The sequence below is a fragment of the Metapseudomonas otitidis genome (assembly GCF_900111835.1).
In the GTDB taxonomy this organism is placed as follows: domain Bacteria; phylum Pseudomonadota; class Gammaproteobacteria; order Pseudomonadales; family Pseudomonadaceae; genus Metapseudomonas; species Metapseudomonas otitidis.
In genome coordinates this window covers 136,259-156,454 of the sequence record NZ_FOJP01000002.1, presented here as the reverse complement: position 1 = coordinate 156,454, position 20,196 = coordinate 136,259, and the positions used below count along the sequence as shown (strand labels likewise).

General features: G+C 64.9%; 21 protein-coding genes. 19 read left to right on the top strand and 2 right to left on the bottom strand.

Going from position 1 to position 20,196, the window contains the following annotated elements; translation table 11 throughout:
- The first annotated feature begins 18 nt into the window (after positions 1-18).
- The 14 genes from ccoN (BM198_RS03275) (at position 19) to hemN (ending at position 13,761) form a co-directional block, all read left to right on the top strand.
- Positions 19-1,443: a cytochrome-c oxidase, cbb3-type subunit I gene (gene ccoN, locus BM198_RS03275; RefSeq protein WP_044400448.1), complete on the top strand. Its 1,425-nt coding sequence runs from the start codon at positions 19-21 to the stop codon at positions 1,441-1,443.
- An 11-nt stretch (positions 1,444-1,454) separates the two neighbouring features.
- On the top strand, positions 1,455-2,066 hold the full coding sequence (gene ccoO / locus BM198_RS03270) for a cytochrome-c oxidase, cbb3-type subunit II (RefSeq protein WP_044400446.1): 612 nt from the start codon (positions 1,455-1,457) through the stop codon (positions 2,064-2,066).
- A gap of 3 nt (positions 2,067-2,069) precedes the next feature.
- Entirely contained in the window at positions 2,070-2,252 is a 183-nt protein-coding gene (locus BM198_RS03265) for a CcoQ/FixQ family Cbb3-type cytochrome c oxidase assembly chaperone (protein WP_044400444.1), read from the top strand.
- Positions 2,249-3,187, top strand: a complete 939-nt coding sequence (gene ccoP / locus BM198_RS03260; protein ID WP_044400442.1) for a cytochrome-c oxidase, cbb3-type subunit III — start codon at positions 2,249-2,251, stop codon at positions 3,185-3,187. Before BM198_RS03265 ends, ccoP (BM198_RS03260) begins: the two co-directional genes overlap by 4 nt.
- Before the next feature lie 436 nt (positions 3,188-3,623).
- Complete coding sequence (gene ccoN / locus BM198_RS03255; protein WP_044400440.1) at positions 3,624-5,063, top strand: cytochrome-c oxidase, cbb3-type subunit I; 1,440 nt, start codon at positions 3,624-3,626, stop codon at positions 5,061-5,063.
- Entirely contained in the window at positions 5,063-5,674 is a 612-nt protein-coding gene (ccoO, locus tag BM198_RS03250) for a cytochrome-c oxidase, cbb3-type subunit II (protein WP_044400438.1), read from the top strand. Before ccoN (BM198_RS03255) ends, ccoO (BM198_RS03250) begins: the two co-directional genes overlap by 1 nt.
- Before the next feature lie 5 nt (positions 5,675-5,679).
- On the top strand, positions 5,680-5,868 hold the full coding sequence (locus BM198_RS03245) for a CcoQ/FixQ family Cbb3-type cytochrome c oxidase assembly chaperone (RefSeq protein ID WP_044400436.1): 189 nt from the start codon (positions 5,680-5,682) through the stop codon (positions 5,866-5,868).
- Positions 5,865-6,839: a cytochrome-c oxidase, cbb3-type subunit III gene (ccoP, locus tag BM198_RS03240; RefSeq protein WP_074967745.1), complete on the top strand. Its 975-nt coding sequence runs from the start codon at positions 5,865-5,867 to the stop codon at positions 6,837-6,839. Before BM198_RS03245 ends, ccoP (BM198_RS03240) begins: the two co-directional genes overlap by 4 nt.
- Before the next feature lie 139 nt (positions 6,840-6,978).
- Positions 6,979-8,394 carry a cytochrome c oxidase accessory protein CcoG gene (gene ccoG, locus BM198_RS03235; RefSeq protein ID WP_074967743.1) on the top strand — a complete coding sequence of 472 codons (1,416 nt, stop codon included), beginning with the start codon at positions 6,979-6,981 and terminating at the stop codon, positions 8,392-8,394.
- Between the two features lie 12 nt (positions 8,395-8,406).
- A complete protein-coding gene (locus BM198_RS03230) occupies positions 8,407-8,904 on the top strand; it encodes a FixH family protein (protein ID WP_074967740.1) in 498 nt (165 codons plus the stop codon).
- Positions 8,905-8,913: 9 nt separating this feature from the next.
- Positions 8,914-11,313 (top strand): heavy metal translocating P-type ATPase, encoded by a 2,400-nt coding sequence (locus tag BM198_RS03225; protein ID WP_074967738.1) that lies wholly within the window; start codon positions 8,914-8,916, stop codon positions 11,311-11,313.
- A gap of 46 nt (positions 11,314-11,359) precedes the next feature.
- Positions 11,360-11,578, top strand: coding sequence for a cbb3-type cytochrome oxidase assembly protein CcoS (gene ccoS, locus BM198_RS03220; protein ID WP_044400426.1), 219 nt, complete (start codon positions 11,360-11,362; stop codon positions 11,576-11,578).
- Entirely contained in the window at positions 11,571-12,254 is a 684-nt protein-coding gene (locus BM198_RS03215) for a sulfite exporter TauE/SafE family protein (protein WP_074967736.1), read from the top strand. Before ccoS ends, BM198_RS03215 begins: the two co-directional genes overlap by 8 nt.
- 124 nt (positions 12,255-12,378) lie before the next feature.
- A complete protein-coding gene (gene hemN / locus BM198_RS03210) occupies positions 12,379-13,761 on the top strand; it encodes an oxygen-independent coproporphyrinogen III oxidase (RefSeq protein ID WP_044400420.1) in 1,383 nt (460 codons plus the stop codon).
- Between the two features lie 33 nt (positions 13,762-13,794).
- Here the strand turns inward: hemN and BM198_RS03205 are convergent, their stop codons facing one another.
- Positions 13,795-14,283: a hypothetical protein gene (locus BM198_RS03205; RefSeq protein ID WP_233473250.1), complete on the bottom strand. Its 489-nt coding sequence runs from the start codon at positions 14,281-14,283 to the stop codon at positions 13,795-13,797.
- A 146-nt stretch (positions 14,284-14,429) separates the two neighbouring features.
- Here BM198_RS03205 and fnr point away from each other — a divergent pair, with 146 nt between their 5' ends.
- The 3 genes from fnr (at position 14,430) to BM198_RS03190 (ending at position 16,824) form a co-directional block, all read left to right on the top strand.
- On the top strand, positions 14,430-15,164 hold the full coding sequence (gene fnr, locus BM198_RS03200; RefSeq protein ID WP_044400414.1) for a fumarate/nitrate reduction transcriptional regulator Fnr: 735 nt from the start codon (positions 14,430-14,432) through the stop codon (positions 15,162-15,164).
- Between the two features lie 63 nt (positions 15,165-15,227).
- Positions 15,228-15,776 carry an adenine phosphoribosyltransferase gene (locus tag BM198_RS03195; RefSeq protein ID WP_044400411.1) on the top strand — a complete coding sequence of 183 codons (549 nt, stop codon included), beginning with the start codon at positions 15,228-15,230 and terminating at the stop codon, positions 15,774-15,776.
- A gap of 214 nt (positions 15,777-15,990) precedes the next feature.
- The gene (locus BM198_RS03190; protein WP_074967734.1) at positions 15,991-16,824 is read left to right on the top strand and encodes a metal-dependent hydrolase; all 834 of its coding nucleotides are present in this window, start codon (positions 15,991-15,993) and stop codon (positions 16,822-16,824) included.
- Between the two features lie 62 nt (positions 16,825-16,886).
- On the opposite strand, the gene BM198_RS03185 is transcribed toward BM198_RS03190, so the two are convergent.
- Positions 16,887-17,600, bottom strand: coding sequence for a TetR family transcriptional regulator (locus BM198_RS03185; RefSeq protein ID WP_139233557.1), 714 nt, complete (start codon positions 17,598-17,600; stop codon positions 16,887-16,889).
- A gap of 112 nt (positions 17,601-17,712) precedes the next feature.
- Here BM198_RS03185 and BM198_RS03180 point away from each other — a divergent pair, with 112 nt between their 5' ends.
- Entirely contained in the window at positions 17,713-19,272 is a 1,560-nt protein-coding gene (locus BM198_RS03180) for a flavin-containing monooxygenase (RefSeq protein WP_074967732.1), read from the top strand.
- Entirely contained in the window at positions 19,269-20,159 is an 891-nt protein-coding gene (locus BM198_RS03175) for an SDR family NAD(P)-dependent oxidoreductase (protein ID WP_074967730.1), read from the top strand. Before BM198_RS03180 ends, BM198_RS03175 begins: the two co-directional genes overlap by 4 nt.
- Positions 20,160-20,196: the final 37 nt, after the last annotated feature.

Below are 20,196 nucleotides of genomic sequence, written 5' to 3'. Positions count from 1 at the left end.
GTACGGAAGCCCAAGCACATGAACACAGAAGTCAGTACCGCCTACAACTACAAGGTGGTCCGCCAGTTCGCCATCATGACGGTGGTCTGGGGAATCGTCGGGATGGGGCTCGGCGTTCTCATTGCCGCTCAGCTGGCCTGGCCGGAGCTCAATTTCAACCTTCCCTGGACCAGTTTTGGCCGCTTGCGCCCGCTGCACACCAACGCGGTGATCTTCGCCTTCGGTGGCTGCGCGCTGTTCGCAACCTCTTACTACGCCGTCCAGCGTACCTGCCAGACCCGCCTGGTGTCCGATGGCCTCGCGGCCTTCACCTTCTGGGGTTGGCAACTGGTGATCGTGCTCGCCGCGATCAGCCTGCCGATGGGCTGGACTAGCTCGAAGGAATACGCCGAGCTGGAATGGCCGATCGACCTGCTCATCACCGTCGTCTGGGTGGCCTACGCCATGGTGTTCTTCGGCACCGTGATGAAGCGCCGCACCAAACACATCTACGTGGGCAACTGGTTCTTCGGCGGGTTCATCCTGACCGTGGCCATTCTGCACATCGTCAACAACCTGGAAATCCCGGTCACCCTGACCAAGTCCTACTCGCTGTATGCCGGTGCGACCGACGCCATGATCCAGTGGTGGTACGGCCACAACGCGGTGGGCTTCTTCCTGACCGCCGGCTTCCTGGGGATGATGTACTACTTCGTGCCGAAGCAGGCGGGCCGTCCGGTCTACTCCTATCGCCTGTCCATCGTGCACTTCTGGGCGCTGATCGCCGTTTACATCTGGGCCGGTCCGCACCACCTGCACTACACCGCGCTGCCGGATTGGGCGCAGTCCCTGGGCATGGTGATGTCCCTGATCCTGCTGGCTCCGAGCTGGGGCGGCATGATCAACGGCATGATGACCCTGTCGGGCGCCTGGCATAAGCTGCGCGACGATCCAATCCTGCGCTTCCTGGTGGTCTCCCTGGCCTTCTACGGCATGAGCACCTTCGAAGGCCCGATGATGGCCATCAAGACCGTCAACGCCCTCTCCCACTACACCGACTGGACCATCGGCCACGTACACGCCGGTGCCCTCGGCTGGGTTGCGATGGTGTCCATCGGCTCGCTGTACCACCTGATCCCGAAGGTGTTCGGTCGCGAGCAGATGCACAGCGTCGGCCTGATCAACGCACACTTCTGGCTGGCCACCATCGGCACCGTGCTCTACATCGCCTCGATGTGGGTCAACGGCATCGCCCAGGGCCTAATGTGGCGTGCAGTCAACGAAGACGGCACCCTCACCTACTCCTTCGTCGAAGCGCTGGAAGCCAGCCACCCCGGCTTCGTGGTGCGCATGATCGGCGGCGCGATCTTCCTCTCCGGCATGCTGCTGATGGCCTACAACACCTACCGCACCGTCAAGGCCGCCAAGCCGGCCGAGTACGACGCCATCGCCCAGATCGCCTGAGGAGCCGATAGATGAAAAAGCATGAAGTCATCGAGAAGAACGTCGGCCTGATGGCGTTGTTCATGATCCTGGCCGTCAGCATCGGCGGCCTGGTTCAGATCGTCCCGCTGTTCTTCCAGGACGTGACCAACACCCCGGTCGAAGGCATGAAGCCCTACACCGCCCTGCAACTGGAAGGCCGCGACATCTACATCCGCGAAGGCTGCGTCGGCTGCCACTCGCAGATGGTCCGTCCCTTCCGCGCCGAGACCGAGCGCTACGGCCACTACTCCGTTGCCGGTGAAAGCGTGTGGGACCACCCCTTCCTGTGGGGCTCCAAGCGGACCGGCCCGGACCTGGCCCGCGTAGGCGGCCGCTACTCCGACGACTGGCACCGTGCGCACCTCTACAACCCGCGCAACGTGGTGCCCGAGTCGAAGATGCCCGCCTACCCCTGGCTGGTCGAGCACACCCTGGACGGCAAGGACACCGCCGCCAAGCTCTCGGCCATGCGCACGCTGGGCGTTCCCTATACCGCAGAAGACATCGCCGGTGCCTCCGATGCCGTGAAGGGCAAGACCGAGATGGACGCCCTGGTGGCCTACCTGCAGGTGCTCGGCACCAGCCTGAAGAACAAGAGGTAAGGCATGGACATCGGAACGCTTCGCGGCCTGGGCACCCTGATGGTGCTGGTCGCGATGATCGGGGTTATCTGCTGGGCCTACAGCGGGCGCCGCAAGGCCGATTTCGACCAGGCCGCCCTGCTGCCCTTCGGCGACGACCTGCCAAGCCCGCAAGACCGGAATGATTCTAGGAGCACATTCGAATGAGCACTTTCTGGAGCTGGTACATCTCCCTGCTCACCCTGTTCACCCTGGTGGCGCTGCTCTGGCTGGTTTTCGCCACCCGCAAGGGCGAAGCCAAGGGCACGGTCGACAAGACCATGGGCCACAGCTTCGACGGCATCGAGGAGTACGACAACCCGCTGCCCAAGTGGTGGTTCATGCTGTTCGTCGGCACCATCATCTTCACCTTCGGCTACCTGGCGCTCTACCCGGGCCTGGGCAACTGGAAGGGCGTGCTGCCGGGCTATGACGACGGCTGGACCCAGGACAAGCAATGGCAGCGCGAAGTGGACAAGGCCAACGCGATGTACGGCCCGATCTTCGCCAAGTATTCGGCCATGCCGGTCGAAGCCGTTGCCCAGGATCCGCAGGCCCTGAAGATGGGCGGCCGCCTGTTCGCCACCTACTGCTCCATCTGCCACGGCTCGGACGCCAAGGGCGCCGTCGGCTTCCCGAACCTGGCCGACGACAGCTGGCGCTGGGGCGGCGACGCCGAAACCATCAAGACCACCATCCTCCACGGTCGCATGGCTGCCATGCCGGCCTGGGGCGAGGTACTCGGTGAGGATGGCGTCAAGAACGTGGCCGCCTATGTCCGCCAGGACCTGGCCGGCCTGAAGCTGCCGGAAGACGCCAAGGCCGACGTGGCCGCCGGCAAGGCCCTGTTCGCCAGCACCTGCGTGGCCTGCCACGGCCCCGAAGGCCATGGCACCCCGGCCATGGGCGCTCCGGACCTGACCAAGCCCGCCGCCTGGATCTACGGCTCCAGCCTGGCCCAACTGCAACAGACCATCCGTTACGGTCGTAACGGCCAGATGCCCGCCCAGGACCAGTACCTGGGTCAGGACAAGGTCCACATCCTGGCCGCCTACGTGTACAGCCTGTCCCGCAAGGGCGGCGACAAAGTCGCAGCGGAGTAACCCGAGACCGGCGACGCAAGGAGGCGTCGCCACCCCGCCCGGCCCGAAAGGCGCCTGACGGAAGCCGCGCAAAGGCAGCCCGACGCAAGAAGGGCAAACCGGACACAGGGAGGTGTCCACCCCTCCTTATATATAGTGCGACGCGATGTCGCACCCGTTCCGACCAGTAGCCTTTCACGAGTTGGACCTTGCACTAATATGGTCCGTAGTCGCCGCCCGGCATAACCACGAGGCGACTTTCCCCTCTCGAAAGCACTGGAACCGATCACTGGGAAACCACGGTCGGGACACCTGGCAAACAGGTTGGAAACCCTTTCCAGAGGGCTTGGAAAGCGGGTTTGTGACGGCATGTGTCGTTGCATTGCATACCCTCTTTCTCCATACTTGCCGCCGCTTTTTTGTCCCGAAAAACTCCATTAACCGTGGAACCCCTAGCATGAGCACAGCAATCAGTCAGACTGCTTATAACTATAAGGTGGTCCGCCAGTTCGCCATTATGACGGTGATCTGGGGGGTCATTGGGATGGGTCTAGGCGTGTTCATTGCCGCACAACTCGTGTGGCCGGAACTCAACCTGAACCTTCCGTGGACCAGCTTCGGCCGTCTGCGTCCCTTGCATACCAACGCGGTGATCTTCGCCTTCGGTGGTTGCGCCCTGTTTGCCACGTCCTACTACGTGGTACAGCGCACCTGCCAGACTCGCCTGATCTCCGACACTCTCGCCGCGTTCACCTTCTGGGGTTGGCAAGCGGTGATCGTGCTGGCGGTCATCACCCTGCCGCTGGGCTACACCTCCTCCAAGGAGTACGCCGAGCTGGAATGGCCGATCGATATCCTGCTGGCGGTGGTCTGGATCACCTACGCGCTCGTGTTCTTCGGCACCGTGATCAAGCGCAAGACCAAGCACATCTATGTCGGTAACTGGTTCTTCGGGGCCTTCATCCTGGTTACCGCGATGCTGCACATCGTCAACAGCATGGAAATCCCCGTCACCCTGACCAAGTCCTACTCGCTGTATGCCGGTGCAACCGACGCCATGATCCAGTGGTGGTACGGTCACAACGCGGTGGGCTTCTTCCTGACCACCGGCTTCCTGGGGATGATGTACTACTTCGTTCCGAAGCAGGCCGAGCGTCCGATCTACTCCTACCGCCTGTCCATCGTGCACTTCTGGGCGCTGATCACCCTGTACATCTGGGCCGGTCCGCACCACCTGCACTACACCGCGCTGCCGGACTGGGCCCAGTCCCTGGGCATGGCCATGTCCCTGATCCTGCTGGCTCCGAGCTGGGGCGGCATGATCAACGGCATGATGAGCCTGTCCGGTGCCTGGCATAAGCTGCGCTCCGACCCCATCCTGCGCTTCCTGGTGGTGTCCCTGGCGTTCTACGGCATGTCGACCTTCGAAGGCCCGATGATGGCCATCAAGACCGTCAACGCCCTCTCCCACTACACCGACTGGACCATCGGCCACGTACACGCCGGCGCCCTCGGCTGGGTTGCCATGATCTCCATCGGCTCGCTCTACCACCTGATCCCGAAGGTGTTCGGTCGCGAGCAGATGCACAGCGTCGGCCTGATCAACGCCCACTTCTGGCTGGCTACCATCGGTACCGTTCTGTACATCGCCTCCATGTGGGTCAACGGCATCACCCAGGGTCTGATGTGGCGCGCAGTCAACGAAGACGGCACCCTCACCTACTCCTTCGTCGAAGCCCTTGAGGCCAGCCACCCGGGCTACCTGGTGCGCATGATCGGCGGCGCCTTCTTCGTGACCGGCATGCTGCTGATGGCCTACAACACCTTCCGTACCGTACGCGCCGCCAAGCCGGCCGAGTACGATGCGGCTGCCCAGATTCCGCAAGGAGCTCACTAATGAAGCAACACGAATTAGTCGAGAAGAACGTCGGTCTGCTGGCACTGTTCATGGTGATCGCCGTTAGCATCGGCGGTCTCGTGCAGATCGTCCCGCTGTTCTTCCAGGACGTGACCAACACCCCGGTCGAAGGCATGAAGCCGCGTACCGCGCTGGAGCTGGAAGGCCGCGACATCTACATCCGCGAAGGCTGCGTCGGCTGCCACTCGCAGATGGTTCGCCCCTTCCGCGCCGAGACCGAGCGCTACGGCCACTACTCCGTTGCCGGTGAAAGCGTGTGGGACCACCCCTTCCTGTGGGGCTCCAAGCGGACCGGCCCGGACCTGGCCCGCGTAGGCGGCCGCTACTCCGACGACTGGCACCGTGCGCACCTGTACAACCCGCGCAACGTGGTGCCCGAGTCGAAGATGCCTGCCTACCCCTGGCTGGTTGAGAACAAGCTCGACGGCAAAGACACCGCTGCCAAGATGCAAGCGCTTCGTACCCTCGGCGTCCCCTACACCGACGATGACATCGCCGGCGCACGTGACGCGGTCAAGGGCAAGACCGAGATGGACGCACTGGTGGCGTTCCTTCAGGGTCTGGGCACCTCGATCAAGAACAAACGGTAAGCACGATGGATATCCAGACTCTCCGCGGGCTGGGAACCATCCTGGTGTTCGTCGCCTTCATCGGCGTCGTCCTCTGGGCCTACAACGGCAAGCGCAAGAGCAGCTTCGACGAAGCTGCCAACCTGCCCTTCGCTGATGACAAGCCGGCGGACACCAAGCGCGACGACGAAGCTTCTAGGAGTAAGAGCGAATGACCACGTTCTGGAGTTGGTACGTAACCCTCCTGACCAGCGCCACCCTGGTGGCACTGGCGGTGCTGATCTTTGCCACCCGCAAGGGCCAGCGCCAGGAAACCACCGAAGAAACCCTCGGCCATGCCTTCGACGGCATCGAGGAATACGACAACCCGCTGCCCAAGTGGTGGTTCATGCTGTTCGTCGGCACCCTCGTGTTCGCCGTCGGCTACCTGGTTCTGTACCCGGGCATGGGCAACTGGAAAGGCATCTTCCCCGGCTACAACGAAGTGGCCGAAGGCAAGCCCTTCGCCAACGGCGAAAGCGGCTGGACCGGTGTCCACCAGTGGGAAAAGGAAATGGACAAGGCCGATCAGCAATACGGCCCGCTGTTCAAGAAATACGCCGCCATGCCCATCGAGGAAGTGGCCAAGGACGAGAAAGCCCTGAAAATGGGTGGTCGTCTCTTTGCCTCCAACTGCTCGGTGTGCCACGGCTCCGACGCCAAGGGCTCCTACGGCTTCCCGAACCTGACCGACGCCGACTGGCGCTGGGGTGGTGAGCCCGAGACCATCAAGACCACCATCCTCGGCGGCCGTCACGGCGTGATGCCGGCCTGGGGCGAAGTAATCGGTGAGCAAGGCGTTCGTGACGTCGCCGCCTTTGTGCGCCAGACCCTGGATGGTCGCGACCTGCCGAAGGACGCCAACGCCAACCCGGAAAACGGCAAAGCCATCTTTGCTGCCAACTGCGTGGCCTGCCACGGTCCGGAAGGCAAGGGCACCCCGGCCATGGGCGCTCCGAACCTGACCCACCCCAACGCGTTCATCTACGGCAGCAGCTTTGCCCAACTGCAGCAGACCATCCGCTATGGTCGCCAGGGCATGATGCCGGCGCAGGAAGAACACCTGGGTAACGACAAGGTCCACCTGCTGGCCGCCTACGTGTACAGTCTCTCCCACAAGGGTGCGACCGAAGCCGAAGGCAAATAAGCAGTACCTATGCCCGCCATGCGCGACGCACTGTCGCACATGGCGGGCAGCTATCAGGCGTACCATATGTGATGTGGCACTAAGATCCCGTTCGGCAAGCACTGATCGGGGCAAGCCAAACAGCCGTGGTACGAGATAGATGAGCGAACAGATCCCCGTCCAGAACATTACCCCTCCCCCGGCAAAAGGCGGTCAAAGCACCGACCTCTACGCCAGCCGCGAAAAGATCTACACCCGAGCCTTCACCGGCCTCTTCCGCAACCTGCGAATGGCAGGGGGCGCCTTCCTCTTCCTGCTCTACTTCGGCACCGTCTGGCTGACCTGGAACGACCGACAGGCCGTCTGGTGGAACCTGCCGGAACGCAAGTTCTACATCTTCGGCGCCACCTTCTGGCCCCAGGACTTCGTCCTCCTGTCCTGGCTGCTGATCATCTGCGCCTTTGGCCTGTTCTTCATCACCGTGTTCGCCGGCCGTGTCTGGTGCGGCTACACCTGCCCGCAGAGCGTGTGGACCTGGATCTTCATGTGGTGCGAGAAAGTCACCGAGGGTGACCGCAACCAGCGCATGAAGCTCGACAAGGCCCCCGCCAGCGCCAACAAATTCCTGCGCAAGTCGGCCAAGCACAGCCTCTGGCTGCTGATCGGCTTCGTCACTGGCCTGACCTTCGTCGGCTACTTCACCCCCATCCGCGACCTGGTGACCGACCTCTTCACCGGCAACGCGGACGGCTGGGCCTACTTCTGGGTCGGCTTCTTCACCCTGGCCACCTACGGCAACGCCGGGTGGTTGCGCGAGCAGGTGTGCATCTACATGTGCCCCTACGCCCGCTTCCAGAGCGTGATGTTCGACAAGGACACCCTGATCGTTTCCTACGACCCGCGTCGCGGCGAATCCCGCGGTCCGCGCAAGAAGAACGTCGACTACAAGGCCCAGGGCCTGGGCGACTGCATCGACTGCACCATGTGCGTGCAGGTCTGCCCCACCGGCATCGACATCCGTGACGGCCTGCAGATCGAGTGCATCGGCTGCGCCGCCTGCATCGACGCCTGCGACAGCATCATGGAGAAGATGAACTATCCCAAGGGGCTGATCAGCTACACCACTGAACACAACCTGAACGGCCAGCAGACGCACCTACTGCGCCCCCGCCTGATCGGTTACGCTGCCGCCCTCGTCGCGATGATCAGCCTGTTCGGCTATGCCGTCAGCGCCCGTTCCCTGGTGGAACTGGACGTCATCAAGGACCGGGTGCTCTATCGCGAAAACGAGCAAGGCCGCATCGAGAACGTCTACACCCTGAAGATCATGAACAAGGCCCAGAAGGACATCGACTTCGTACTCGAAGCCGACGGCCTGGATGGCCTGGTCTACGAGGGCAAGCGCGAGGTGCGTGCCGAGGCAGGCGAAGTCCTGTCCGTACCGGTGGAACTGTCCATCGACCCGGACAAGCTGCCGTCCAGCACCAACACCATTGTCTTCCGCGTCCGCGCGGTGGATGACGCCAGCATCGAGAACGACGCCGACAGCCGCTTCATCGGCCCCAGCGTCCGCTAGAACGGGAATACCATGCAGTCCGAAGCCCCAAGCCCCTGGTACAAGCAACCCTGGCCGTGGTTCATCCTCGGCATCCTCGGCACCTCCGTGGTGCTGGGGACCACCATGCTGGTAGTCGCCATCAAGAACCCGCCGAGCCTAGTGGCAGACAACTACTACGAGGTCGGCAAGGGCATCAACACCTCCCTGGAGCGCGAGAACCTGGCCCAAAGCCTGGGCATGCGTGCCGAGGTTCGCTTCGACAATGACAGCGGCGAGGTCGAGGTCCGCCTCGACGGCAAGAGCCAGCCCCAGCACCTGGTGCTCAGCCTCCTCTCCCCTACCCAGCCCGAGAAGGATCGCCGCGTCGTGCTCCAACCCAAGGCACCCGGCCTCTACGCCGGACACCTGGAAGACAACATTAGCGGCCGCCGCTTCGTTGAACTGATCGGCCAGGAAGACGGCCAGGACTGGCGTCTCTTCGAAGAAGAAAACCTTGAGGCGGGTGGCGTAACCCAGCTCGGCGAATAAGCCTCGCCCATGCCCGCCCCACTCAACTGCTACCACTGCGGCTTGCCGGTTCCCGCCGGCAGTCCCTACGAGGCCCTCGTGCTGGGAGAGACGAGGGCCATGTGCTGTCCAGGGTGCCAGGCCGTGGCCGAAGCCATCGTCGCCGGCGGCCTGGAGAGCTACTACCGCCATCGCAGCGAGACCGCCGCCAACCCAGATGCCCTCCCCGGCGCCCTGCCGGACGAACTGGCCCTGTTTGACCGCGCGGACGTCCAGCAACCCTTCGTCCAGCACGAAGGCGAACTCAGCGAGACCAGCCTGCTCATCGAAGGCATCAGTTGCGCCGCCTGCGGCTGGCTGATCGAGAAGCACCTGCGGGGCCTGCCAGGCGTTGCCGAAGCGCGCCTCAACCTGTCCAACCACCGGCTCCAGGTGCGCTGGGCCGACAGCCAGATCCCCCTCAGCAGCCTGCTCAAGGAGCTGCGCCGCATCGGCTATGCCGGCCACCCCTACAAGGCCGACGAAGCCGCCGAGCGACTCGCCACCGAGAACCGCCGTGCCATGCGCCAGCTGGGCGTCGCCGGCCTGCTGTGGATGCAGGTGATGATGGCCGCGATGGCCACCTGGCCCGAATTCAACATCGACCTGACGCCGGAGCTGGACAAGATCCTGCGCTGGGTCAGCCTGTTCCTCACCACCCCCATCGTCTTCTACTGCTGCGGCCAGTTTTTCCGCGGCGCGCTCAGGGACCTGCGCACCCGTCACCTGAGCATGGACGTCTCCGTGTCCCTCGCCATCGGCGGCGCCTACGTGGCCGGTATCTGGTCGACGGTCACCGGCACGGGCGAGCTGTACTACGACGCTGTGGGCATGTTCGCCCTCTTCCTCCTGGCCGGCCGCTACCTCGAACGCCGTGCCCGCGAGCGAACGGCCGCCGCCACCGCCCAACTGGTCAACCTGCTGCCCGCCTCCTGCCTGCGGCTGGATGACACCGGACAAGGCCAGCGCATCCTCCTCGACGAGTTGAAGCTGGGCGACCGCGTCCTGGTGCCTCCGGGCGCCCTGATGCCGGCCGACGGCGTGATCCTGGAAGGCCGCTCCAGCGTTGACGAATCCCTGCTCACCGGCGAGTACCTGCCCCTGCCGCGCAACCCGGGCGATGCCGTCACTGCCGGCACGCTCAACGTCGAAGGGCCACTGACCCTCGAAGTCCAGGCCCTGGGCGACAAGACCCGGCTGTCCGCCATCGTGCGCCTGCTGGAACGCGCCCAGGCCGACAAGCCGCGCCTCGCCGAACTGGCGGACAAGGTCGCCCAGTGGTTCCTCATCTTCGTCCTGCTGGCGGCCGCCGTAGTCGGGCTGATCTGGTGGGAAATCGACGCCTCCCGCGCCTTCTGGGTCGTGCTGTCGCTGCTGGTCGCCACCTGCCCCTGCGCCCTGGCCCTGGCCACACCCACCGCCCTCACCACCGCCACCGGCAGCCTGCACAAGCTCGGGCTCCTGCTGACCCGGGGCCATGTGCTGGAAGGGCTGAACCACATCGACACCGTGATCTTCGACAAAACCGGCACTCTCACCGAGGGCCGGCTGACCCTGAGCGCCATCCACCCCCTCGCGAGCCTGGACGGCGACGCCTGCCTGGCCCTGGCCGCTGCACTCGAGAACCGCTCCGAACACCCCATCGCCCGCGCCTTTGGCCGTGCGCCGGTGGCCGCCGACGAAGTGCGCAGCATCCCCGGCAAGGGGCTTGAAGGCCTTGTGGAGGGGCGCCGCCTGCGCATTGGCCAGGCCGACTTCGTCGCCGAACTCGGTGGCTGGGCAGCGCCCGCCATTCCCGGCCAGCAGGGCCAGTGGCTGCTGCTGGGTGATGACAACGGGCCGCTGGCGTGGCTGGTGCTCGATGATCGCCTGCGTGAAGACGCTCCGTTGCTGGTGGAGGCCTGCAAGGCCAAAGGCTGGCGGATCATGCTGCTGTCCGGCGACAGCTCGCCGATGGTCGACGAGATCGCCCGCCAGCTCGGCATTGACGATGCACGCGGCGGCCTCAGCCCGGACGCCAAGCTGGCCGTGCTGCGGGATCTGCACCAGCAAGGCCGGCGTGTGCTGATGCTGGGCGACGGCGTCAATGACGTCCCCGTCCTCGCCGGTGCCGACATCAGCGTCGCCATGGGCAGCGCCACCGACCTGGCCAAGACCAGCGCGGATGCGGTGCTGCTCTCGAACCGGCTGGAAAGCCTGGTCCAGGCGCTGTCGGTCGCCTCGCGCACCCGCCGCATCATCATCCAGAACCTCGCCTGGGCGACGCTGTACAATGGCAGCGTCCTGCCATTTGCCGCGCTGGGCTGGGTCACTCCGCTCTGGGCCGCCTTCGGCATGTCGGTCAGCTCACTGCTGGTCGTGATCAACGCCCTTCGGCTGGCGCGCACCTAGCGGCCAGCCCGGCATCCTCCGCCCTGCCCTGACAACGAGACTCCCGATGCCTGCGCTCTACATCCTCATTCCCGTCGCCATCGGCCTGGTGGGCTTCGCCATCTGGTTGTTCTTCTGGGCAGTGGACAGCGGCCAGTACGACGACCTCGACGGCCCCGCCCACAGCATCCTCTTCGATGATGAAGACCCCAGCCACAAGGCCGGCATCGCCGAGGCGGACGAAGCCGAAAACGCCGAGCAGGACAAGGACCGCGACGGTGCCTGAACTCGCCCCACAACTGGTGTCGGCACTGATTCTCGGCCTACTGGGCGGTGGTCACTGCATCGGCATGTGCGGCGGCCTGATGGGCGCTCTGACCCTGGCCATCCCGCCGGAGCAGCGCGCCCGCCGCCTGCGCCTGCTGCTGGCCTACAACCTCGGACGCATCCTCAGCTACGCCACGGCCGGCCTGCTCATCGGCCTGGCCGGCTGGGCCGTGGCCAACAGCCCGGCAGCACTGGCAATGCGCGTGGTGGCCGGCCTGCTGCTGGTGTGCATGGGCCTCTACCTGGCCGGCTGGTGGAGCGGCCTGACCCGCATCGAAGCACTGGGACGCGGCCTCTGGCGCCACATCCAGCCCGTGGCGAGCCGCCTGCTGCCGGTCTCCACACTGCCCCGCGCCCTGCTGCTCGGCGCGCTCTGGGGCTGGCTGCCGTGCGGCCTGGTCTACAGCACCCTGCTCTGGTCGGCGAGCCAGGGTTCGGCCAGCGACAGCGCGCTGCTCATGCTCGCCTTCGGCCTCGGCACCTGGCCGGTGATGCTGGCAACGGGCCTGGCCGCTGAACGCCTGACCGCCCTGCTGCGCAAGCGCGGTATCCGCATCGCCGGCGGCGTGCTGGTGATCCTGTTCGGCATCTGGACGCTTCCCGGTCCGCACCAGCACTGGTTGATGGGGCACTAAGCCCTCCTGTAGAACCGCTCAACCCCATGCGGCGGGGCTCTGCGACAGCATGACTCAGATCAACAAGCCATGGCCGGGCGGCACCTAGACTCGCGCCACTGACTGCTGATCCTGGATTGCCCGCATGCTCGACGATATCCGCTGGGACTCCGGCCTGATCCGCCGCTACGACGCGGCAGGCCCCCGCTACACCTCCTACCCCACAGCCGTGCAATTCAACGATCGCATCGGCTCCTTCGACCTGCTGCACGCCCTGCGCGACAGCCGCAAGGCGCAGCGCCCGCTGTCGCTTTACGTCCACGTCCCGTTCTGCGCGAACATCTGCTACTACTGCGCCTGCAACAAGGTCATCACCAAGGACCGGGGCCGCGCCCTCCCCTACCTGGAGAAGCTCGAGCGCGAGATCGAACTCATCGCCTGCCACCTCGACCCGCAGCAACGGGTGGAACAACTGCACTTCGGCGGCGGCACCCCCACCTTTCTCAGCCATGACGAGCTGCGCCGCCTGATGGGCCATCTGCGCAAGCACTTCAACCTGCTGGACGACGACTCGGGCGACTACGGCATCGAGATCGACCCGCGCGAAGCCGACTGGTCCACCATGGGCCTGCTGCGTGAGCTGGGCTTCAACCGCGTCAGCCTGGGCGTGCAGGACCTCGATCCGTCCGTGCAGCTCGCGGTGAACCGCCTGCAGAGCCTGTCCGAGACCCGCGGCATCATCGAAGCGGCCCGGACCCTGCAGTTCCGCTCGGTGAACATCGACCTGATCTACGGCCTGCCGCGACAGACTCCGGAGAGCTTCGCCCGTACCGTCGCAGAGGTGATCGCGCTCCAACCCGACCGCCTCTCGGTCTTCAACTACGCCCACCTGCCGGAACGCTTCATGCCCCAGCGGCGCATCCGCAGCGAAGAGCTGCCCAGCCCGGCCCACAAGCTGGAAATGCTCCAGGGCAGCATCGAGCAGCTGACCCGGGCCGGCTACCGCTACATCGGCATGGACCACTTCGCCCTGCCCGACGACGAGCTCTCCATCGCGCAGGAAGACGGCCGCCTGCAACGCAATTTCCAGGGCTACACCACCCATGGCCACTGCGACCTGATCGGCCTGGGCGTCTCTGCCATCAGCCAGGTCGGCGACCTGTACTGCCAGAACGACAGCAACCTCAACACCTACCAGGAAACCCTCGGTGCCGATCAACTGGCCACTCGCCGGGGCCTGTCATGCAATGAGGACGACCGCATCCGCCGCGCCGTGATCCAGCAACTGATCTGCGAGTTCGAGCTGGATTTCGAGATGATCGAATCGCGCTACAACATCGAGTTCAGGGGGTACTTCGACGCCGTGTGGCCCCAGCTCGAAGCCATGGCGCGGGACGGGCTGATCAGCCTCACCGATCGCCGCATCGACATCCAGCCCACCGGCCGGCTGCTGGTGCGCTCGGTGTGCATGCTGTTCGACCACTACCTCACCCCGGAAACCACCCAGCGTTTCTCCCGGGTGATCTGAAGAAACCCGCCCCGAACGGGGCGGGCCTTTGACTCACTTCATGGCCAGGCTCATCGCCTTGACCGACTGCTCATCGCTGAGCTTCGACTCCTTCATTGCCTTGCGCAGGTTGACCAGCGCCGTGGTCAGCGCGGAGTTAAGGCTGGCCAATTCGCCACGCAGTTGTTGCTGACGCAGCTTGCGGGTTTCCTCGTCCAGGCTGCTGTCCGTCGCCACCTCCTGCAGCTCCTTCTGCTTCTCCTGCACCTGCTCCCGCAAGCGGCGGATCATCTTGAGGATCTGCTTGATGACATCCGGCAGGCCGCTCTCGTCGATGTCATCGTTCTTGCCCGTCCCTTCGGAACGCGCCACCCCTTCCTTGGAGAGGCTTACCTTCACACCAGGCTGCTCGGCAGCAGTGGCACTGCCGGCTGCCTTGGCCTCTTCCGTCTGGGCCGTCTCCTGCGCACCCTCGGCCTTGGCGCTACGGAGCGCCGTGGCATGCTGGCTGGAGAAGGGCCAGCCGGAAATGTCGATCCTCATGACATGCACTCCCTCGTAATCACGCCAGGTTTTCGGCACTGCACGGATGAACTTGAGTCGTTTCGCAGGAGGCGTTTTTCTGGCCCTCGGCCCCCGGCCTGCGTTACCCTTACGCCTTCTACGTGTTTGCCATGAAGGAAACCTGGATGTCCGAGATCATCAAGGCGCGCAACCTGCCCCAGGCCCACTGCAAGGACTGCAGCCTCGCCGCCCTGTGCCTGCCCCTTTCGCTGAACATGGAGGACATGGACTCGCTCGACGAAATCGTCAAGCGTGGCCGCCCCCTGAAGAAAGGCGACTTCCTGTTCCGCCAGGGCGACACTTTCGAGTCGGTATTCGCCGTGCGCTCCGGCGCCCTGAAGACCTTCGGCCTGACCGACTCGGGTGAAGAGCAGATCACCGGCTTCCACCTGCCCAGCGAACTGGTCGGCCTGTCCGGCATGGACACCGAGCTGTACCCGGTTTCCGCCCAGGCGCTGGAAACCACCTCGGTCTGCGAGATCCCCTTCGAGCGCCTCGACGAACTGTCCGTCCAGCTGCCGCAACTGCGCCGCCAGCTGATGCGCGTGATGAGCCGCGAGATCCGCGACGACCAGCAGATGATGCTGCTGCTCTCCAAGAAGACCGCCGACGAGCGCATCGCCACCTTCCTGGTCAACCTGTCCGCCCGCTTCCGCGCCCGTGGTTTCTCGGCCAACCAGTTCCGCCTGGCCATGTCGCGCAACGAGATCGGCAACTACCTCGGCCTGGCGGTTGAGACTGTCTCCCGCGTGTTCACCCGCTTCCAGCAGGGCAACCTGATCGCCGCCGAAGGCAAGGAAGTCCACATCCTCGACCCCATCGAGCTCTGCGCCCTCGCCGGCGGCAGCATCGAAGGCTGATCCACCGTGCCGGCGCCCGCCGGCACGTTCCTTTCCTCTCACCTCCTCCAGCAGGCTGTTGCGATGAACTTCGACGCCCTCGATATCAAGACCCTGATCCGTCCCGTGGTGGACTTCCCCAAGCCCGGCGTGGTGTTCCGCGACATCACCCCGCTCTTCCAGTCCCCGCGCGGCCTGCGCCTGGTGGTGGACAGCTTCGTCCAGCGTTACGTGGAGGCGGACTTCAGCCACATCGGCGCCATGGACGCCCGGGGCTTCCTGATCGGCTCGATCGTCGCCTACGCCCTGAACAAGCCCCTGGTGCTGTTCCGCAAGCAGGGCAAGCTGCCGGCCGACGTGCTCGCCGAGGGCTACCAGACCGAATACGGCGAAGCCTTCCTCGAAGTGCATGCCGACAGCCTGTGCGACGGCGACAAGGTCCTGATCTTCGATGACCTGATCGCCACCGGCGGCACCCTGCTCGCCGCCGCCAGCCTCGTACGCCGCATGGGCGCCAGGGTGGTCGAGGCCGCCGCCATCATCGACCTGCCGGAACTGGGCGGCTCCGAGCGCCTGCAGGACGCCGGCATTCCCACCTTCGCCCTCACCGCCTTCCGCCTCGACGAAAAGTAATCGCCCTCCGGGCCGTCCTCGCGCGGCCCGTCTTCCCACCTCCGCATCCCCTCCCCTACGCCTCAGCCCATCACGACCCGCCGAAAGTTGGTCCGCGCCAGCGGGCAAAACCTGCGTTAATCCTCAACAGTTACATCGATCAATGACACAGTCGAACGTGTCACCCAAAGCCAGACAACAACATGGGACGGCTCCCAATCGAGAGGATCCACGCATGACCACCGCAACCGCCAACCTGCCCAAGGCCAACTTCCCCGTCCGCCGCATGGACTTCAGCTTCGCCAGGACCCAGAAATACTGGTGGAGCGGTGATCCCTTCATGAGCCACTTCATGAACAACCTGTCCTCGCTGTTCCCTTATGGCGAGAAGTTCTTCGTCGACAGCGTGCGCGCCGTCCGCGACCAGATCAGCGACCCGCAGCTGCAAAAGGACATCAGCGCCTTCATCGGCCAGGAGGCCATGCACTCCAAGGAACATGCCACCTACAACGACTACGCCGCCGAGCACGGCATCGACCTGGAGCGCCTTGAGCTGCGCATCAAGGTGCTGCTCGAATGGGTCACCCGCTTCACCACCAAGCGCCAGCGACTGGCAGCCACCTGCGCCCTGGAACACTTCACCGCCACCATGGCCGAGCAGTTGCTGCGCCGCGAAGACCTCAGCACCCAGATGGACGACACCCGGATGTACCAACTGTGGATGTGGCACGCCGTCGAAGAGAACGAACACAAGGCCGTGTGCTACGACGCCTACATGGCGGTCGGTGGCGGCTACTTCGAGCGCGTCATCACCATGGCACTCACCAGCGTGATGTTCATCGGCGTAATCGGCGCCTTCCAGTTCCACCTGCTGCGCAAGGACGGCCAACTGTTCAACCTGCGCAGCTGGGCCCGCGGCCTGAAGACCCTGTTCGGCCCGCGCACCGGCTACTTCCCGCGCATGATCAAGCCCTACCTGGACTACTACCGTCCTGGCTTCCATCCCTTCGACCATGAAACCAAGGCCCTGGAAAGCCGCTGGAAGGAACGCCTCGGCTTCACCGGCTGAGCCACCGTCCGCCCATGAAAAAGCCCGGCATCGCCGGGCTTTTCCGTCTCAGCGCAAGCCACTCAGAGGCCCATCGCCTCCAGGCTCTGCAACACCGCTGCACCGGTGAACAAGTAGAGAATCTGCTCCTCCGCCTCCTGGCGAATCTCCGCCTGCCGCTCGGGCTCGCCGATGAAGTCCAGGGACATCTGGAACAGGTTGCGACTGATCAGGCTGGACACCCGCCGCACCACCCCCTCGCTCACCTGGGCCGGCAGCAGGCGGAACTCGATGATGTCCTCGGCCATGTCCTCGGCGAACTCGTCCATTACCTGCCGCAGCGCCTCGCGCAGTACCGGCGAGGCACCGTGCAATTCGCGCACACCGATGATGAAGGCCTCGGCGTGCCCCGCCACGAAATCGAAGAACAGATCCACCGTCTCGTGACAGACCCGCCGCCCCCGCCCCATGTCGATGCCCAGCAACTGTGGCGATGCCGGCCCGCTCGCCTGCACCGCACGCTCCGCAGCCTCACGGCGCAGGTCGCGCAGAGGTTGGCGCAGCTCGCTGGAAATGCTGCGGATGATCGCCAACCCCAGGTCATCCACGTCCTTGAAGTGGCGATAGAAGGTGTTGGGGTTGAGCCCCGCCTCGCGCGCCAGTTCGCGCAGGCCCAGGCTGCTCAGGCTGCGGCTCTGGGACGACAGTCGCAGCGCCGCCTCCATCAGCAGGCGTTTGCCGGGGGCGGGAGGGGTGCGATCCGGAGCCAGCTGCTCCTCATCGACCACTGAATCCATGTCTGGCCCTACCTTAGGTTGGTTGTCCGGGAATGGCTTGCTGGCGAGTATACAGATGTCTACATTGGTATACAGCTGTATACGCGAAAACAATCATAACAGGAGCCTCTCCATGAACGCGCCCGTCACGCCCACACCCCCTGCCCGTCACTGCAAGATCGCCATCATCGGCTCCGGCTTCTCCGGCCTCGGCATGGCCATCCGCCTCAAGCAGACCGGCGAGAACGACTTCCTCATGTTCGAGAAAGAGGCCGGCGTCGGCGGCACCTGGCGGGTCAACAACTACCCGGGCTGCGGTTGCGACGTGCAATCCCACCTCTACTCCTTCTCCTTCGAGCCGAACCCGGAATGGACGCGCATGTTCGCCAAGCAGGGCGAGATCAAGGCCTACCTGGAACGCTGCTGGGAGAAGTACCGCCTGCAGGACAAGACCCTGCTGGAAACCGAGATCAAGCGCCTGGCCTGGAGTGACGAGCAGGAGATCTGGCAGATCGAAGACGCTGCCGGCAACCACTACACCGCTCAATTCGTGGTGTCCGGCATGGGCGCCCTGTCCACTCCCTCCATTCCCCACCTGCCGGGCATGGAGAACTTCACCGGCAAGAGCTTCCACTCCCAGCAGTGGGACCACGACTACGACCTCACCGGCAAGCGTGTCGCCGTGATCGGCACCGGCGCCTCCGCCATCCAGTTCGTCCCGCAGATCCAGAAGCAGGTCGCCCACCTCGACCTCTACCAGCGCACCGCCCCCTGGGTGATGCCCAAGCCGGACCGCGCCATCAGCGAGCGCGAGCGTAACCGCTTCCGCAGCTTCCCCCTGGCGCAGAAGCTCTGGCGCGGCCTCATCTACACCGTGCTGGAAAGCCGCGTGGTCGGCTTCGCCCTGACCCCCAAAGTGATGAAGCTCGCCGAGCTGTATGCCAAGCACTACATCAAGCGCAAGATCAACGACCCCGCCCTGCGCGCCAAGGTCACGCCCGACTACACCATGGGCTGCAAGCGCGTGCTCATCTCCAACGACTACTACCCGGCCCTCAACCAGCCGAACGTCGACGTCATCACCGACGGCATCCAGGAGATCCGCGCCAACAGCATCGTCACCCGTGACGGCCAGGAGCGCACCGTGGACGCCATCATCTACGGCACCGGTTTCACCCCCAGCGACCCGCTGCCACGCGGCGTGGTGTTCGGCCGGGGCGGCGTCGACCTGCTCGACACCTGGCCGCAAGGTCCGGAAGCCTACAAGGGCACCCTCACCGCCGGCTTCCCCAACCTGTTCTTCCTCATGGGCCCCAACACCGGCCTTGGCCACAACTCCATGGTCTACATGATCGAATCGCAGATTCACTACGTGCTCGGCGCCCTCGACCTGCTCAAGACCCGCCACCTGCAGAGCCTGGAGGTCAAGCGCGACGTCCAGGACCGCTTCAACGGCAAGCTCCAGGGCAGCCTCGGCAACACCGTGTGGAACGCCGGCGGCTGTATGAGCTGGTACATCCACCCGGTCAGCGGCCGCAACTGCACCGTCTGGCCCGGCTTCACCTGGCGCTTCCGCCTGCTGACCCGCAACTTCGACCCCGCCGCCTACCACTTCAGCCGGCAGCAGCCGGTCCACGCCGGCCAGGGGCCCCTGGCCTTCCAGAACGCCGCCCCGCAGGAGGTGACCGCATGAAGTCCTTCGAGAACAAAGTGGCCGCCATCACCGGCGCCGGCTCCGGCATCGGCCGCGCCCTGGCCTACGCCCTCGCCCGCCAGGGCTGCCACCTGGCCCTGTCCGACGTGAATGTCGAAGGCCTGGCGGAAACCGCCGATCAGGCCCGCAAGCTCGGCGTCACGGTCACCCACACCCCGGTCAACGTCGCCGACCGCGAAGCCATGCACGCCTGGGCCGACCAAGTGGTGCTCGACCATGGCCACGTCAACCTGATCTTCAACAACGCCGGTGTCGCCCACGCCGGCACCGTCGAAGGCAGCGACTACGCCGAGTACGAATGGATCATGAACATCAACTTCTGGGGCGTGATGCACGGCACCAAGGCCTTCCTGCCGCACATCAAGGCCACCGGCGAAGGCCACGTGGTCAACGTCTCCAGCGTGTTCGGCCTGTTCGCCCAGCCGGGCATGAGCGCCTACAACGCCACCAAGTTCGCCGTGCGCGGCTTCACCGAAGCCCTGCGCCAGGAGCTGGACATGGAAGGCTGCGGCGTCTCCGCCAGCTGCGTGCACCCCGGCGGCATCAAGACCAACATCGCCAAGACCGCGCGCATGAACGCCAGCCTCGCCCGCGTCACCGGCCAGGAGGCCGACCAGGCCCGCAAGCAGTTCAACGACCAGCTGCTGCGCACCACCCCCGACAAGGCCGCCTCGGTGATCCTGCGCGGCGTGCTGCGCGACAGCCGACGCATCCTCATCGGCGCCGACGCCTGGGCCCTGGACGGCATGCAGCGCCTGCTGCCGACCCTCTACCAGCGCCTGGTCACCACCTCCATGCGCCTGGCCGCCCGCTTCGCCCCCAAGCCCCGCAACCGCGAGCGGGAAGCGCAGAACCTGGCTGACTGATGCCCCACGGCTGCCGGGGCAGCAATGCCCCGAACGC